Source organism: Georgenia muralis (assembly GCF_003814705.1).
Classification (GTDB): domain Bacteria; phylum Actinomycetota; class Actinomycetes; order Actinomycetales; family Actinomycetaceae; genus Georgenia; species Georgenia muralis.
Genome location: NZ_RKRA01000001.1, coordinates 1,847,061 through 1,863,110, shown reverse-complemented (window position 1 = coordinate 1,863,110; position 16,050 = coordinate 1,847,061). Strand labels below are relative to the sequence as shown.

Sequence of the window (16,050 nt, the reverse complement as noted above, 5' to 3'; positions counted from 1 at the left end):
CCACCATGGAGATCATCGAGCGCGACGTCACCACGGCCCGTGGGCGGGTCCACGTGCGCCAGTCCGCGCCTGGCGGCGCGGGGCCGGCGGACCCGGCTCGGACGGGCGGCGCGGGGCCGGCGGACCCGGCTCGGACGGGCGGCGCGGGGCCGGCGGACCCCGCTGAGGTGGGTCACCTGGGGACGGTCGTGCTCGTGCACGGCAACTGCTCCTCCTCCGCGTTCTTCCACCACCTGCTCGGCCGGCTCCCCGACGGCTGGCGCGGGCTGGCGCCCGACCTGCGCGGCTTCGGCGACTCCGAGCCGCTGCCGGTGGACGCCACCCGGGGCATGCGGGACTTCTCCGACGACCTCGCCGCCCTCCTCGACACGCTGGGGATCACCCGGGCGGCGTTCGTCGCACACTCCGCCGGCGCCGGCGCGGTCATGCAGCTGGCGATCGACCGGCCGGACCTCGTCGGGCCGGTCCTGCTCGAGGCGCCGATGTCGCCGTACGGCTTCGGCGGCACCGCCGGGCCGGAGGGCCGCCCGTGCTGGCCCGACTTCGCCGGGTCGGGCGGCGGGACCGCCAACCCCGAGTTCGTGGCCGCGCTCGCCGCGGGAGAGCGCGGCGCCGCTCGTGCCTCGTCGCCGCTGTCGGTGTTCCGGTCGCTCTACGTCGTGCCGGGCACGGCGCTCGAGGACGAGGACCTCCTCCTGGACTCGGTCCTGTCCACGCGCACCGGCGAGCACCACTACCCCGGCCCGGCGGTACCCAGCGCGAACTGGCCCGGCACGGCACCGGGGACCACCGGCATGAACAACGCCCTGTCACCGCGGTACTTCGACGTCAGCGCCTTCGCCGGCGCCGTGGGCGTCGGCCCGGTGACGTGGGTGCGCGGCGACGCCGACGCGATCGTCTCCGACACCTCGCTGCTCGACATCGGTCACCTCGGCGCGATGGGGGCCGTCCCCGGATGGCCCGGCGAGGAGGCCTACCCCGCCCAGCCGATGGTCACCCAGACACGCGCCGTCCTGGACCGGTACGCAGCGGCCGGCGGCGCCTACGAGGAGATCGTCCTGCCCGGCGTCGGGCACAGCCCCCACCTGGAGGACCCGAACCGGTTCGCCGAGATCCTCGCGCGCGCCCTCGCCTGAGCCGGCTCAGGCACCCACGACGGTCGAGCCCCGGACGACCAGGCGGCACGGCTGGGTCAGGGTGCCGCGCTCACGGGTGCCGTCGACCGCGGCGAACAGCCGCCGGGCGGCCATCCGGCCGAGCGACTCGAAGTTCATGTCGACGCTCGTCAGCTGCGGGACCGACCCCGTCGCGAGGATCTCCCAGTTGTCGAAGCTGACGACCGCCACGTCCTGCGGGACGCGCCGGCCGAGGTCCTTGAGCGCGTCCAGCACCCCGCGGGCGATCTGGTCGCTGCCGCAGACGACGCCGTCGACGTCCGGCTCCGCCTCGAGCAGGGCCCGTGCCGCGGTCCGTCCCCACGCCTCGGACCAGGCCCCGTAGGCGGGCGGACGACCACCGACGAGGTCGAGGCCGTGCTCGGCAAGAGCCGCGGTCACGCCCTCCACGCGGTCGCGGGCGGCGGCGTACGTGGGGTCGCCGGCGATGTGGACGATCCGGCGCCGTCCCGTCGCCAGCAGGTGCTCGACGGCCAGCCGGCCCGCCCCGACGTTGTCCGGGACGAGGGAGAGGTCCTCGGGGGAGTCCGACGGCGCGTAGACGTAGACCACGGGGACGGGGAGGTCGTGCCCCAGCGACGGTCTCGGGTCGGTGCGGCTGCCGACGACGATGATGCCGTCCACCCGGCGGCTGAGCAGGGCCTCGAGGTGGTAGCGCTCACGGATCGTGTCGTCCCGCGCGTCGCACAGGAAGACCGACATCTTCCCCGCGCCCGCGGCGTCCTCGGCCCCCATGAGGATCGGGATGGAGAAGCGGCCCTCGAGGTCGCTCGTGATGAGTCCGACCGTCCCGGTACGGCCGGTGGGGAGGAGCTGCGCGGCGGCGTTGGGCCGGAAGGCGAGGCGCTCGGCGGTCTCGGCCACCCGCCGGCGGGTCTCGGGGCGGACGTCCGCCCGGCCGTTGAGGGCCTTGGACGCGGTGGAGAGCGAGACGCCCGCGGCCCGCGCGACGTCGCGCAGCGTCACCGCTTTCGCCCGCGCGTTCTCAACGGTGCTCACCGTGCGCCTCCCCAGACCGGATCCTGGCCGAAACATAACAGATCGACAACGTGGTTGACGTGTGCCACCTCACACACCTACGGTACAGAAAGCGGTTTCGATCAGTTTCGGAACCGTGCCAGATCGTCCGGGACGACACCCGCGAGGAAGCGGGTCAGAAGGAGATGTCGTGAGGAACTCCGCTCAGAACCGCAGCACCCGGCACGTCGCCGTCATCGGCGCGGCCGCGGCCACAGCCCTCGTCCTCGCCGCCTGCGGCGGCGGCGACACCGAGCCCGGCGCCACGGCGGACGGCGGCGCCACCGCCGACGGCGCGGGCGGCGACGGCACCGTCACGGTGTGGCACTACTTCAGCGCCGACAACCAGGTCAAGCTCATGGACGACTACGCGGCGAAGTTCGAGGAGACCCACGAGGGGGTCACCGTCGAGAACGTCTACGTCCCCTACGACCAGATGAACTCCAAGGTCATCTCCGCCGCCGGGCAGGAGACCGGGCCGGACATCGTGGTCTTCAACGGCGCCGAGTGGAGCACCCTCGCCCTCGCCGGTGCCCTTGCCCCGATGGAGGAGCAGTGGGACGGGTTCGCCGACGCGGACCAGTTCCCCGACTCGGTCATCCACGGCATGGACGACCACGTCTACGCCGTCCAGGGCTACGTCAACCTGCTGGGCCTGTGGTACAACGCCGAGATCCTCGAGGAGATCGGCGTCGAGCCGCCGACGAGCATCGAGGAGCTCGAGGCCGCGATGGCGGCCGCCACCGAGGCCGGCTACCAGGGCATCACCCTCTCGGGCCTGCCCCAGTCCCAGGGCGAGTGGCAGGCCTACCCGTGGCTGACCAGCCAGGGCTTCGACTACTCCGACCTCGACGAGCAGGCGCTCACCGACGGCTTCGCCATGGTCCGCGGCTGGGTGGAGGACGGCTACCTCTCCCAGGAGGCCACCACCTGGGACCAGACCGTCCCCTTCCAGGAGTTCACCGCCGGTGACGTCGCCTTCGCCGCCAACGGCAACTGGCAGATGGGCACCGCCGAGGCGGACGCCGGCTTCGAGTACGGCGTCGTCCCGCTCCCCGTGGGCGAGACCGGCAAGGTCTACCTCGGCGGCGAGGGCCAGAGCATCGGTGCCTTCAGCGACGACCCCGACCTCGCCTGGGAGTACCTCACCGAGACGTACTTCGACACCGACGGCCAGCTGCTCGCCGTCGAGAACGTCGGCTCGATCCCCTCGCGGCTCGACGCCTCGCAGGAGCCGGCCGTGACCGACAACGCCCTCCTGGAGCCCTTCGCCACCACGCTGGCGGAGAACGGCGCGAACTACCCCGACCCGGTGGTCCCGCCCGAGAACGTGGCCGACCTGCAGACGGCCATGGGCCAGGCCTGGAGCGCGGCCCTGGGCGGTCAGCGCAGCCCCGAGGACGCCGCCGCCGACGTCATCGCCCAGATCCAGGGCCTCATCGGCTGACAACCGGCCCGACCGCGGGCACCGCCGGGTGCCCGCGGTCACCCGGGCGCCACCGCGTGCCCGGGTCACCGGGCGCCACCAGGTGCCCGCGGTCACGACGCGACGGAGCCCTCATGTCCACACCCGCACCGGCAGCCGCCCGGGCGAGCGCCGCGGCACCGCAGCGCCGCCCCCGACGGCAGAGCCGCTACCTCTTCCTCCTGCCGGCGCTCGTCTTCCTCGCCCTCTTCTCGGTCTACCCGCTCGTCCAGCTCGTCCGGATGAGCCTGAGCGACGTCACGGCGTCGACGCTCAACACGGCCTGGCCCTTCATCGGCCTGGAGAACTTCCAGCAGGGCCTCGCCTCGGGCCAGACCGGCGACGCGCTCACCCGCACGGCCGTCTTCGTGCTCGTCGTGACGGTCGTCGGCATGGTCCTCGGGCTGGCCGGTGCCATCGCCCTGCGCACCCGCGGACGCTGGTCGAACGTCCTGCTCGCCGTCATGGTGTTCGCCTGGGCGCTGCCCCCGGTCGTCAACGGCTCGGTGTGGAAGTTCCTCTTCGCCGACGCGGGGCTGCTCAACGTGGCCGCCCGGGCGGTCGGGCTGACGGACACGGCGCTGCCGTTCCTCTACGACCAGTACTGGGCGCTGGGCGCGGTCGCGTTCGTCAACTCGTGGGCCGTCATCCCCTTCAACGCGCTCGTCTTCCGCGCCGCCCTGCTCAACATCGAGCCGGAGGTGTTCGAGGCAGCTGCGCTCGACGGGGCCAGCCGCTGGCAGGAGGTGCGCCACATCATGGTGCCCTCGGTCCGCCCGACGATGCTCGTCCTGCTCGTGCTCACCATCGTCTACGGCTTCCGCAGCTTCGACTTCATCTACGTCATGACCTACGGCGGTCCCGGCACCGCGACGAACACCCTGCCGTTCCTCGGCTACCTCCAGGCCTTCAGCCGGTTCGACTTCGGCCTCGGCGCCTCCACGTCGGTCGTGGCCGTGCTCGTCGTGCTCGTCCTGGCCGTGCTCTACGCACGCAGCATCAGCAAGGAGGAGAAGGAATGAGCCGTTCCGCCGGCCCGGTGAACACGATCGTCAAGGTCCTGCTCTCCCTCATGTACGGCCTGCCCCTGCTGTGGATCCTCCTGACGTCGTTCAAGAGCTCCGCGGACGTGTTCGCCACGGACTCGACGTTCGTCTTCCGCCCCGTCGTCACCGCCTACGTCGAGGCGCTCGACGGCGCCCTCCTCGACGCCCTGCAGCAGTCCGTCGTCATCGCGGTCGGGACGACCGCGCTCACCCTCGCCATCGCGATCCCGGCCGGGTACGGCCTCGCCCGCACCCGCGGCTGGGCCGTCTCGGTCGGCCTCGGCCTGCTCATCGTGCTGCAGATGCTCCCGCAGACCGCCAACGTCATCCCCCTGTTCCAGATTTTCGGCGACTGGGGTCTGCTCGACAGCACCCTCGGCGTCGTCGTCGCCGACTCGGCGCTGCTGGTGCCCTTCGCGGTGATCCTCATGCGGCCCTTCTTCCGGGCGGTGCCGCCCCAGCTCGAGGAGGCCGCCGCGATCGACGGTGCGTCCGTGCTGCGGAGCTTCTTCTCGGTCGTGCTGCCCGTCGCCCGCAACGGCGTCGCGACCACGGGAACCCTGGTCTTCCTCCTCGCGTGGGGCGAGTTCCTCTACGCGGTGAACTTCTTCCTCTCCCCCGGGACCTACCCGCTGAGCGCCCTGCTGGCCCAGCAGGTCTCCGCCTTCGGCATCAACTGGCCGGGGCTCATGGCCCTCGCCGTGCTGAGCTCGGTCCCCGTGCTTCTCGTCTACTCCCTGACCTACCGCCTGCTGCGCGACGGCCTCACCGTGGGCGCCGTCAAGTGAGCGTCCGACCGAAAGCGAGCCACGTCATGACCACCGTCCCGTCCGAGGCCCTGCGCGGCCGCCCCGTCGCCCCCTCGACCGGCGCGCTCACGCCGGTGGGCCTGACCGACGTCACGATCACCGGTGGTTTCTGGGCGCGGATGCAGGAGCTGAACGCCACCGCGATCATCGACCACGCCGAGCACTGGATGGAGAAGGTGGGCTGGATCGGCAACTTCGACGCCGCCGTCGAGGGTCGTCTGCCGCAGGACCGCCGCGGCCGGGAGTTCTCCGACTCCGACGTCTACAAGCTCATGGAGGCGATGGCCTGGGAGATCGGGCGGACCGGGGACGCGGACCTCGAGCACCGCTTCAACGACCTCGTCGCCCGGATCCAGCCCGTGCAGGAGCCGGACGGGTACCTCAACACGATGTTCGGCCGGCCCGGGCAGCAGCCGCGCTACTCCGACTTCGAGTGGGGTCACGAGCTGTACTGCTTCGGCCACCTCATCCAGGCGGGCGTGGCCCGCGCCCGGACCCACGGGCACGACACGTTCGTCGACATCGCCCTGCGGGCGGCCGACCACGTCTGCGACGTCTTCGGGCCCGGCGGCAAGGAGATGGTGTGCGGGCACCCCGAGATCGAGACCGCGCTCGCCGAGCTCGGCCGCCACACCGGCGAGCGGCGCTACCTCGACCAGGCGCGCCTCTTCCTCGAGCGGCGCGGTCAGGGTCTTCTCGCAGAGATCGACTTCGGCCCGGAGTACTTCCAGGACGACGTCCCGGTGCGCGAGGCGGAGGTGCTCCGCGGCCACGCCGTGCGCGCGCTCTACCTGGCCTCGGGCGCGATCGACGTCGCCACCGAGACCGGCGACCCCGACCTCCTGGAGGCCGTGCGCGCCCAGGTCTCGCGCACGGTCGCGAGCCGGACCTACCTCACCGGCGGCATGGGCGCCCACCACGAGGGCGAGTCCTTCGGCCAGGACTACGAGCTCCCCTCGGACCGGGCCTACTCCGAGACGTGCGCCGGGGTCGCCGCGGTCCAGACCGCGCACCGCCTCCTGCTCGCCGACGGCGCCGCCGAGCACGCCGACCTCGTCGAGCGGGTGCTCTACAACGTCGTCAGCGCCTCCCCCGCCGAGGACGGCAAGGCGTTCTACTACACGAACACGCTGCACCAGCGCGAGCCCGGCACCGAGCCCGCGCAGGACGAGCCGAGCCCGCGCGCGGCCTCCAGCCTCCGTGCCCCGTGGTTCGCCGTCTCCTGCTGCCCGACGAACGTCGCGCGCACCCTGTCCTCCCTCGGCGCGTACGTCGCGACGACGGACGACGACGGCCTGCAGCTGCACCAGTACGCGGCGGGGCACGTCCGGGCGGGCGTCGCCGGCGGCGAGGTCGAGGTCGACGTCGAGACCCGGTACCCCGACGACGGCCTGGTCCGGGTGCGCGTCGCCGCGACGCCGCCCGGGCCGTGGACGCTCTCGCTGCGCGTGCCGGGCTGGGCCCCGGGTGCCGTGCTGCGGTCCGGGGGCGAGGAGCGCGACGTGGCGCCCGGCTACGCGAGCGTGCACCGGGAGTGGGCGGTCGGGGACGTGGTCGAGCTGGAGATCCCGCTCGCCGCGCGGTGGACCTGGCCGCACCCCGAGATCGACGCCCTGCGCGGCCAGGTGGCCGTCGAGCGCGGTCCGGTCGTGTACTGCCTCGAGTCGGTCGACCTCGGGGCGGACGTCGCGGCCGCCGAGGTCGTCGTGCGTGAGGCCCCCCACGACGACGGGACCACCGTCCGCGTCCCCGTGCGGGTGCGCGAGCGCGTCGGGGCTGCGTGGCCCTACCGTGCGGAGCCTGCCGACCAGGCCGCCGACGACGTGCGCGACGTGGCGCTCGTGCCGTACCACCGGTGGGCCAACCGCGGCCCGTCGACCATGCGCGTGTGGATGCCCGTCGCGCGCTGAGACCCGTCCCTCCCCTCTCACCCCGGAGCTGCCCCGTGCCCGACGTCCGTGACCTGGCCGGCACCGTCGTCGTCATCACCGGTGCCACCGCCGGCATCGGGCGCGAGACCGCCCGACGGCTCGTCGCGGAGGGGGCGCGGGTGGCCGTCGGCGGGCGCCGGGGGGCCCGGCTCCGCGAGCTCGTCGCCGAGCTGGGCGAGGACAACGCCGTCGGTGTCGTCATGGACGTGCGCTCGCCGCAGGACAACGCCCGTCTCGTCGAGGCGGCCACCGGGCGGTGGGGCCGGCTCGACTCGGTGGTCCCCAACGCGGGCATCGGCAGGTACGGCTCGATCCTCGACGGCTCGGACGACGAGCTCGCCGAGATGATGGACACCAACTACGCCGGCACGGTCTGGACCGTCCGCGCCGCGGTCCCGGCGCTCCTGGCGGCCGGCGGCGGCGACGTCGTCGTCGTCTCCTCCGTGGCCGGCTTCCGCGGCGGTGCGGACGAGGCCGTGTACGCCGGGACGAAGCACGCCCAGGTGGGCCTCGCCGGCGCCCTCGACCGCGAGCTGCGTGAGCACGGGATCCGGGTGACCCTGGTCTGTCCCGCCGCGACGACCACCGAGTTCGCCGTCGGGGCCGGGCGCGAGGCGCACGACCCGCGGGCGCGGGACTGGCTCGAGCCCGGCGACGTCGCCGACGCCGTCGTCACCACCCTCCGGCAGCCGCGCCGCGTGCGGACCGCCGTGTGGACCCTGTGGAGCATGGGTCAGGGCAGCTGACCTGATGTGCGAGCGGCTCCGCGGCCGGCGTCCCGTGTGATGGGATGACGCCATGACGCCGACCACCCCCGCCGCGCCCGCGCCCGCCGACCTCGACGACCGCCACGCCTGGCTCGAGGACGTCGAGGGGGCGGCACCGCTGGACTGGGTGCGCGACCGGAACGCCGAGGCCGTGGCGGCGCTGACGACGCCCCGGTTCGAGGACCTTCGCGCCGGGACCCTCGAGGTGCTCGACTCGACGGAGAAGATCCCCGCCGTCGTCCAGCGCGGGGACCACCTGTACAACTTCTGGACCGACGCCGAGCACCCCCGCGGCCTGTGGCGGCGCACCACCTGGGAGTCCTACCGGACCGCCGAGCCCGAGTGGGAGGTGCTCCTCGACGTCGACGCCCTCGGCGCCGAGGAGGGGGTGAGCTGGGTCTGGCACGGGTCCCGCGTCCTGCGGCCCTCCTTCGACCGGGCCCTGGTCCACCTCTCCCGCGGCGGCGCCGACGCCGACGTCACCCGCGAGCTCGACCTCACCACCCGGACCTGGGTCGAGGACGGGTTCTCGCGCGAGGAGTCCAAGGGCGGCATGGCATGGGCGGACACCACCGGTGACGTCGTGTTCGTCTACACCGACGTCGGCGAGGGCTCGATGACGGCCTCGGGCTACCCGCGCACCGTGCGTCGCTGGCGCCGCGGCACCCCGCTCGCGGACGCGCCGGAGATCTTCGCCGGCCGGGACACCGACCTCTCCGTGGGGGCCGGCCACGACTTCACGCCCGGGTTCGAGCGCGACGTGGTCGTGCGCTCGATCGCCTTCTACGAGTCCGAGACCTACCTGCTCGGCCCGGACGGCGCCCTGGAGCTCCTCGACGTCCCCCGCTCGAGCGAGCCGGGCGTCCAGCGCGACTGGCTCACCGTCGAGCTCCGCGAGGACTGGGAGGTCGGCGGGCACCGCTACCCGGCGGGCTCGCTCCTCGCCGCGCGGCTGAGCGACTTCCTCGCCGGCAGCCGTGACCTCGAGGTGCTCCACACCCCGACCCCGACGACGTCCCTCGCCGGGGACACCTGGACGCGTCACCACCTCGTGCTCAACATCCTCGACGACGTCACCAACCGTCTGGAGGTCCTCACCCCGCCCGACTCGGGCACGGGCCCCTGGCGCCGCCGGCCGCTGGACCTCGCCGGCAGCGCCGCACCCGCGCTGGCCACCGTGGCCGTGGGCGCCGTCGACGCCGACACCGAGGACGCGCTGTGGCTGACCACCACCGGCTTCGTCACCCCCACCACCCTGTCCCGGCTGGACCTCGACGCCGACGGCGCGACCCTCGCCGTCGAGCCGCTCAAGTCCATGCCCGCCTTCTTCGACGCCACGGGCCTGGACGTCGAGCAGCACTTCGCCACCTCCGACGACGGCACCCGGGTGCCGTACTTCCAGGTCTCGCGGGAGCCGGTCGGGGACGCCCCCCGGCCGACCCTCCTCACCGGCTACGGCGGCTTCGAGATCTCCCGGCTGCCGGGCTACTCCGGCGGGGTGGGCCGCGCGTGGCTCGAGCGCGGCGGCGTCTACGTCGTCGCGAACATCCGCGGCGGCGGGGAGTACGGGCCGGCGTGGCACCAGGCGGCCCTGCGGGAGAACCGGCACCGGGCCTACGAGGACTTCGCCGCGGTCGCGCGCGACCTCCTCGCGCGCGGCGTGACCGACAGCGCGCACCTGGGCGCCCAGGGCGGGTCGAACGGCGGCCTGCTCATGGGCAACATGATCACCACCTACCCCGAGCTCTTCGGCGCCGTCGTGTGCCAGGTCCCGCTGCTGGACATGAAGCGGTACTCCCACCTCCTCGCCGGCGCCTCGTGGATGGCCGAGTACGGCGACCCCGACGACCCGGAGCAGTGGGAGTTCATCCGCACCTTCTCCGCGTACCACCTCTTCGACCCCGCGGCCCCCTGCCCGCCGGTGCTGTTCACGACCTCCACCCGGGACGACCGGGTCCACCCCGGCCACGCCCGGAAGATGGCGGCGAAGATGCTCGAGGCCGGGAAGGACGTCACCTACTACGAGAACGTCGAGGGCGGGCACGGCGGCGCCGCGACGAACGCGCAGGCGGCGTTCATGCAGGCGCTGGCCTTCGAGTTCCTCTGGCAGCGCCTGGCCGGCTGAGCAGACGGTCCCCGCGGCGGCTGCCGCGGGGACCGGTGGGTCCCGTCAGAGGACGCCGGCGGCGGTCCGGGAGTCGTCCCGCTCGTCGTCGCGCTCGGCGCGCACGGCCCGCAGCCGGGAGGCGAGCACCGCCCCCAGGGCCACGGCCGCCGCGACGAGCGCCAGGCCGATCCGCAGGGCGTGGTTGGTGTCCGCCGGGACGGACATCTGCACCACCGCCGGGGCGATGAGCACCGACACGAGGTTCATGACCTTGATGAGCGGGTTGATCGCCGGGCCCGCGGTGTCCTTGAACGGGTCGCCCACGGTGTCGCCGATGACGGTCGCGGCGTGGGCCTCGGAGCCCTTGCCGCCGTGCAGGCCGTCCTCGACGAGCTTCTTGGCGTTGTCCCACGCACCGCCGGAGTTGGCGAGGAAGACCGCCATGAGCACGCCGGTGCCGATCGCGCCGGCGAGGAACCCGGCGAGCGGGCCGACGCCGAGGCCGAAGCCGACGGCGATGGGCGCCGAGGCCGCCAGGAGCCCGGGGGTGGCGAGCTCACGCAGGGAGTCCCTGGTGCAGATGTCGACGACCTTGCCGTACTCGGGGCGGGTCTCGCCGGTCATGATGCCGGGCATCTCCCGGAACTGGCGCCGCACCTCGAAGACGATGGCCCCCGCGGCGCGGGTGACGGCGTCGATCGCCAGGCCGGAAAACAGGAAGACGGTCGCGCCGCCGAGGATGACCCCGACGAGGGTGATGGGCGAGGTGATGTCGTAGGCGACCATCGCCCCGACGATCCCGCCGGCCACCTGCGTGCCGGCCTCGGCGATCTCGCCCATCGCGACGTCGACCGCCTCGCGGTAGGAGCCGAAGAGGGCGGTCGCGGCGAGGACCGCCGTGGCGATGGCGATGCCCTTGGTGATGGCCTTGGTCGTGTTGCCGACCGCGTCGAGGTCGGTGAGGACCTGCGCGCCGGCGGCGTCGACGTCGCCGGACATCTCGGCGATGCCCTGGGCGTTGTCCGAGACCGGGCCGAAGGTGTCCATGGCGACGATGACGCCCACGGTGGTGAGCAGGCCGCAGCCCGCGAGCGCGACGAGGAACAGGGCCAGCGAGAGCGACCCGCCGGCGAGGAGGAACGCCCCGCAGATGGCGGCGGCGATGATGCCGGCGGTGAAGACCGCCGACTCCAGGCCTACGCCGATGCCGGAGAGGACGACCGTGGCGGCGCCGGTGCGCGAGGTCCGCGCGACGTGGAGGGTCGGCCGCGAGGTGGTGCCGGTGTAGTAGCCGGTGAGCCACAGGATCACCCCGGCCAGGACGATGCCCAGCAGGACCGCGGCGCTGACGATCAGCCGCGGGTCGCCGGGCTGGCCGGCGAGGGCCTCGCTGATCCCCGGGACGTCGGCGAAGGTGCCCGGGAGGTAGACGAACGTGGCGAGCGCGGCGAGGAGCACCCCGACGACCGCGGCGACGTAGAAGCCGCGGTAGATGGCCCGCAGGCCCGACTCCTCCCCGCGCACCCGGGTGGTGAGGACCCCCAGGACGGCGACGAGGGCACCGATGGCGGTGATGATCAGCGGCAGGACGAGGCCCTGCTCGCCCATCGCGGCCTTGCCGAGGATCAGCGAGGCCACGAGCATCACGGCGTAGGACTCGAAGAGGTCGGCGGCCATGCCGGCGCAGTCGCCGACGTTGTCGCCGACGTTGTCGGCGATGGTGGCGGCGTTGCGGGGGTCGTCCTCGGGGATGCCCTGCTCGACCTTGCCGACGAGGTCGGCGCCGACGTCGGCGGCCTTGGTGAAGATGCCGCCGCCGACGCGCATGAACATCGCCAGCAGGGCGGCGCCGAAGCCGAAGCCCTCGAGGACCGCCGGGGCCTCGCCCCGGTAGACCAGCACCACGCCGGCGGCCCCGAGCAGCCCCAGCCCGACCACCGCCATGCCGACGACGCCACCGGTGCGGAAGGCGATGCGCGCCCCCTCCGAGCGTCCGCCGGGCCGGGTCGCGGCGGCCGCGACCCGGACGTTCGCCTTGACCGCGAGCGACATGCCGAGGTAGCCGATGGCGGCGGAGAAGCCGGCCCCGAAGAGGAACGCGATGGCCCGGCCGAGCTTGATCTCCGGCTCCGCCGGCAGGAGGAACAGCAGCCCGAAGACGATGACGGCGAAGATCGCGAGGGTGCGGAACTGCCGGGTGAGGTAGGCCTTGGCACCTTCCTGGATGGCTCCCGCGATCTCCTTCATCGCCGGCGTCCCCTCGTCGGTGGCGAGCACCTGTCGGCGCAGCACCACCGCGAAGGCGAGCGCGGCGACGGCGATCGCCCCGATCACCGCGACGATGGTCAGGCTTCCCTGGCCGAGCTCGATCATCGGGCCTCCTTGGCAGCACACATCCGGGACGTCGGTGTCACCGGGCGGATGGATGACGCGGAGCCTACCGGTGCCCCGCGGGGGCGACGAACAGATCAGGGACCGACGCGTCGTGAATCCCGCCGGGGAGGCACACTGGACCGGTGCCCCGCCCCGACGTCCTCGCGCTCCTGCGCTCGGCGGGCCGGCGCGACGGCCGGCTCGTCCACCTCGAGGAGCTGCCGGGCCGACCGGGCCGGACGGCGGACTGGCCGGGCTGGGCCGACCCGGACGTGGTCGCCGGCTACCGCCGGCTCGGGGTCGACCGGCCGTGGGTCCACCAGGTCCGGGCCGCCGAGGCCGCGTGGGCGGGCCGGCACACCGTCATCGCCACCGGCACCGGCTCGGGCAAGTCCCTGGCGGCCTGGCTCCCCGCGCTGTCGGCGGTGCGGGCCGGGGCCGCCGAGCTCGCCGGCCCCGCCGCCGGGAGCATCGGCTCCTACACCCGGCGCCCGTCGATCCTGTACCTCTCCCCGACCAAGGCGCTCGCCGCCGACCAGCTGGCCGGCCTCCAGCGGCTCCTCGACGCGGCCGCGCTGCGCGGGGTGCGGGTGGCGACGTGCGACGGCGACACCCCGCTGACGGAGCGGGACTGGGCGCGCGACCACGCCGACGTCGTCCTGACCAACCCCGACTTCCTCCACTTCTCGATGCTGCCGGGGCACCGGCGGTGGCAGCGGCTGCTGCGCGGGCTGCGCTACGTCGTCGTGGACGAGGCGCACGCCTACCGCGGGGTCCTCGGCGCGCACGTCGCCCTGGTCCTGCGTCGGCTGCTCCGCCTGGCCGCGCACTACGGCTCGGTCCCCACGGTCCTCATGGCCTCGGCCACGACCGCCGAGCCGGCCCTGACCGCGGCCCGGCTGGTCGGCGCTGACCCGGCCGACATCGTCGCGGTCACCGAGGACACCGCGCCGACCGGCCGCCGGTCGGTGGCCCTGTGGCAGCCGGCCCTGGCCGAGGCCTGGGCGGCGACGGCCCCGGACCCCGCCGGGGACGGCGCGGGCGACCCGAGCCTGGACGACCCCAGCCTGGACGGCCCGCGCCGCTCCGCCGGGGCCGAGGCGGCCTCCCTGCTGGCCGACCTCGTGTCCGCCGGCGCACGCACCCTGGTCTTCGTCCGCTCCCGGTACGGCGCGGAGGTGATCGCCGAGCAGACCCGGCGGCACCTGCGCGAGGTCGACCCCGCCCTGGCCGCGCGGGTGGCGGCCTACCGCGGGGGGTACCTGCCGGAGGAGCGCCGCGAGCTCGAGCGGGCCCTGCGCAGCGGCGAGCTGCTCGCCCTGGCCACCACCAACGCCCTCGAGCTGGGCGTCGACGTCGCGGGTCTCGACGCGGTCCTCATGGCCGGCTGGCCGGGGACCCGGGTCTCGATGTGGCAGCAGGCCGGGCGGGCGGGACGGGCGGGCGCCGACGGCGTGGCCGTGCTCGTCGCCAGCGAGGACCCGCTGGACACCTTCCTCGTCCACCACCCCGAGGCCATCTTCGGCACGGGGGTCGAGGCCACGACGTTCGACCCCGCCAACCCGTACGTGCTCGCCCCGCACCTGTGCGCCGCGGCGTCGGAGCTGCCGCTGACCACCGCGGACCTGCCGACCTTCGGTCTCGCCGGCACCGCGCTGCTCGACGAGCTCGTCCGGCGCGACCTGCTCCGTCGTCGCCCCACGGGCTGGTTCTGGAACTTCGCACGACCGGAGCGGGCGCAGGACCTCACCGACCTGCGCGGCGGGTCGTCCCAGCCGGTCCAGGTGGTCGAGACGGGCACGGGCGCGGTGCTGGGCACGGTCGACGGCGCACGCGCCGACAGCACGGTCCACCCCGGTGCGGTGTACGTGCACCAGGGCCGCACGTTCGTCGTCGACCAGCTCGAGGACGACGTCGCCCTCGTCCACGCCGACCAGGAGCTGGCCTACCGCACGCGGGCGCGGTCGAGCTCCACCGTCCGGATCGTCGCCGAGCGCGACCACGTCACCTGGGACGACCCGGCGGGCGCGCCGGTGCGGTGGTCGTTCGGGGACGTGGAGGTGACGGGCCAGGTCACGGGGTACGACCGGCGCCGGCTGCCGGGGATGGACATCATCGGCTCCTACGCCCTCGACATGCCCGAACGGGTCCTGCCCACGACCGCGGTGTGGTGGACGCTCAGCGCCGAGGCCTGCGAGGCGGCCGGGGTCGGCAAGGAGAGCCTGCCCGGCGCCCTCCACGCCGCGGAGCACGCCTCGATCGGCCTGCTCCCGCTGCTGGCGACGTGCGACCGGTGGGACATCGGCGGCCTGTCGACCGCCGTGCACGCCCAGACCGGGCAGCCGACGGTGTTCGTCCACGACGGTTACCCCGGCGGGGCCGGGTTCGCCGAGCGCGGCTACCGCGCCGCCCGGGAGTGGGTCGAGGCGACGCTCGGCGCGATCATGGCGTGCGGGTGCCTGGACGGGTGCCCGAGCTGCGTGCAGTCGCCCAAGTGCGGGAACGGCAACGCGCCTCTCGACAAGCGCGGGGCGACCCGGCTGCTCCGGCTGCTGCTGCGCAGCGCCCCGCCCGGGCCCGGCTGACGGATCGCGCCACGATCACGCCGGCCCGGCCCGGGCGGTCGCCCGCGCGGCCGGACCCACCGGCACGGTGACCCGTGCGACGACCTCGACCACGTCCCCGTGCACCACGCACCCACCCGGGTCGGCGCCGTTGGCGCGCACCACGCGCGCCGCCGCCCTGCACGGGTCGCTCTGCCCACCCCGGCCGTGGAGGACCTCGGCGGCGGCGAGCGCCCCGAGGTCCGCCGCCGTCTGGGCGACGCCCCGGGCGTGCACCGCCCCGGCCAGGGCGGTGACGCCCACGGCCAGGACGAGGACGACCGCGACGAGCGACAGTCCCAGCACTGAGCCCGCGCCCCGGTCGCCCGGACGGCGGTGCGAGCGGGTGCCGGGCGGGCCGGCACCGGGCCTCACGTGCCCGGCTCCGGCAGCGCCCGCGCCTGCGACCGGGCCCGCAGGTCGGTCAGGCCCAGCACGCCGGGAAGGTCGCTGGTGACCTCGACGAGGACGTAGGCGCCGTCCTGGGCGACGAGCACCCGGGCGCGTTCGCCCGCGAGGTCCTCGGCGACCCGCGCGACCACCGCGGCGGGCTCGCCGAGAGCGGCGGCGCGGGCACCGGCCCGGGCGGCGTCGGCCACGCGCACCTGGGTCAGGGCCGCGGACCCGGCCGTGAGCAGCAGGAGGAGCACCATCACCACCGCCGGCAGCACCAGGGCCAGCTCGGCGGTGACCATGCCGGCCTGGGCGCCGGCGCCCGGTGCCGGACGGGGGCTCCCGTCCGGCACCGGTCGACATG

Annotated in this window: 12 protein-coding genes; 8 read left to right on the top strand and 4 right to left on the bottom strand. The window is 74.4% G+C overall.

The genetic code is table 11. The annotated features are described in order from the left end of the window. The first annotated feature begins 5 nt into the window (after window positions 1-5). On the top strand, window positions 6-1,136 hold the full coding sequence (locus tag EDD32_RS08270) for an alpha/beta fold hydrolase (protein ID WP_123916554.1): 1,131 nt from the start codon (window positions 6-8) through the stop codon (window positions 1,134-1,136). 6 nt (window positions 1,137-1,142) lie between these two features. Here the strand turns inward: EDD32_RS08270 and EDD32_RS08265 are convergent, their stop codons facing one another. Then, a complete protein-coding gene (locus EDD32_RS08265) occupies window positions 1,143-2,210 on the bottom strand; it encodes a LacI family DNA-binding transcriptional regulator (RefSeq protein ID WP_123916552.1) in 1,068 nt (355 codons plus the stop codon). A gap of 133 nt (window positions 2,211-2,343) precedes the next feature. Between EDD32_RS08265 and EDD32_RS08260 the strand changes: the two genes are divergently transcribed. The 6 genes from EDD32_RS08260 to EDD32_RS08235 all read left to right on the top strand — a co-directional run bounded on the left by EDD32_RS08260 (window position 2,344) and on the right by EDD32_RS08235 (window position 10,335). Next, a complete protein-coding gene (locus EDD32_RS08260; protein ID WP_123916550.1) occupies window positions 2,344-3,639 on the top strand; it encodes a sugar ABC transporter substrate-binding protein in 1,296 nt (431 codons plus the stop codon). Window positions 3,640-3,752: 113 nt separating this feature from the next. After that, entirely contained in the window at window positions 3,753-4,679 is a 927-nt protein-coding gene (locus EDD32_RS08255; RefSeq protein ID WP_123916548.1) for a carbohydrate ABC transporter permease, read from the top strand. After that, window positions 4,676-5,491 (top strand): carbohydrate ABC transporter permease, encoded by an 816-nt coding sequence (locus EDD32_RS08250; protein ID WP_123916546.1) that lies wholly within the window; start codon window positions 4,676-4,678, stop codon window positions 5,489-5,491. The genes EDD32_RS08255 and EDD32_RS08250 overlap by 4 nt, the downstream gene beginning before the upstream one ends. 26 nt (window positions 5,492-5,517) lie before the next feature. Beyond that, window positions 5,518-7,422 (top strand): glycoside hydrolase family 127 protein, encoded by a 1,905-nt coding sequence (locus EDD32_RS08245; RefSeq protein WP_123916544.1) that lies wholly within the window; start codon window positions 5,518-5,520, stop codon window positions 7,420-7,422. A 35-nt stretch (window positions 7,423-7,457) separates the two neighbouring features. Continuing rightward, window positions 7,458-8,189, top strand: a complete 732-nt coding sequence (locus EDD32_RS08240; protein ID WP_123916542.1) for an SDR family oxidoreductase — start codon at window positions 7,458-7,460, stop codon at window positions 8,187-8,189. Between the two features lie 52 nt (window positions 8,190-8,241). Continuing rightward, the gene (locus EDD32_RS08235; protein WP_123916540.1) at window positions 8,242-10,335 is read left to right on the top strand and encodes a prolyl oligopeptidase family serine peptidase; all 2,094 of its coding nucleotides are present in this window, start codon (window positions 8,242-8,244) and stop codon (window positions 10,333-10,335) included. Between the two features lie 45 nt (window positions 10,336-10,380). On the opposite strand, the gene EDD32_RS08230 is transcribed toward EDD32_RS08235, so the two are convergent. Beyond that, complete coding sequence (locus tag EDD32_RS08230) at window positions 10,381-12,690, bottom strand: sodium-translocating pyrophosphatase (protein ID WP_123916538.1); 2,310 nt, start codon at window positions 12,688-12,690, stop codon at window positions 10,381-10,383. Between the two features lie 143 nt (window positions 12,691-12,833). Between EDD32_RS08230 and EDD32_RS08225 the strand changes: the two genes are divergently transcribed. Beyond that, window positions 12,834-15,275: a DEAD/DEAH box helicase gene (locus EDD32_RS08225; RefSeq protein ID WP_123916536.1), complete on the top strand. Its 2,442-nt coding sequence runs from the start codon at window positions 12,834-12,836 to the stop codon at window positions 15,273-15,275. Between the two features lie 15 nt (window positions 15,276-15,290). Here the strand turns inward: EDD32_RS08225 and EDD32_RS08220 are convergent, their stop codons facing one another. Both EDD32_RS08220 and EDD32_RS08215 read right to left on the bottom strand, forming a co-directional pair. After that, window positions 15,291-15,668 (bottom strand): Rv3654c family TadE-like protein, encoded by a 378-nt coding sequence (locus tag EDD32_RS08220; RefSeq protein WP_123916534.1) that lies wholly within the window; start codon window positions 15,666-15,668, stop codon window positions 15,291-15,293. After that, window positions 15,665-16,039 (bottom strand): TadE family type IV pilus minor pilin, encoded by a 375-nt coding sequence (locus tag EDD32_RS08215; RefSeq protein WP_211338772.1) that lies wholly within the window; start codon window positions 16,037-16,039, stop codon window positions 15,665-15,667. The genes EDD32_RS08220 and EDD32_RS08215 overlap by 4 nt, the downstream gene beginning before the upstream one ends. Window positions 16,040-16,050 lie beyond the last annotated feature (11 nt).

Excerpts from the sequence above, each read along its gene's own strand:
- EDD32_RS08270 (WP_123916554.1), top strand. The coding sequence starts at position 6 with ATGGAGATCATCGAGCGCGACGTCACCACGGCCCGTGGGCGGGTCCAC.
- EDD32_RS08265 (WP_123916552.1), bottom strand. The coding sequence starts at position 2,210 with ATGTTTCGGCCAGGATCCGGTCTGGGGAGGCGCACGGTGAGCACCGTT.
- EDD32_RS08255 (WP_123916548.1), top strand. The coding sequence starts at position 3,753 with ATGTCCACACCCGCACCGGCAGCCGCCCGGGCGAGCGCCGCGGCACCG.
- EDD32_RS08250 (WP_123916546.1), top strand. The coding sequence starts at position 4,676 with ATGAGCCGTTCCGCCGGCCCGGTGAACACGATCGTCAAGGTCCTGCTC.
- EDD32_RS08245 (WP_123916544.1), top strand. The coding sequence starts at position 5,518 with ATGACCACCGTCCCGTCCGAGGCCCTGCGCGGCCGCCCCGTCGCCCCC.
- EDD32_RS08235 (WP_123916540.1), top strand. The coding sequence starts at position 8,242 with ATGACGCCGACCACCCCCGCCGCGCCCGCGCCCGCCGACCTCGACGAC.
- EDD32_RS08230 (WP_123916538.1), bottom strand. The coding sequence starts at position 12,690 with ATGATCGAGCTCGGCCAGGGAAGCCTGACCATCGTCGCGGTGATCGGG.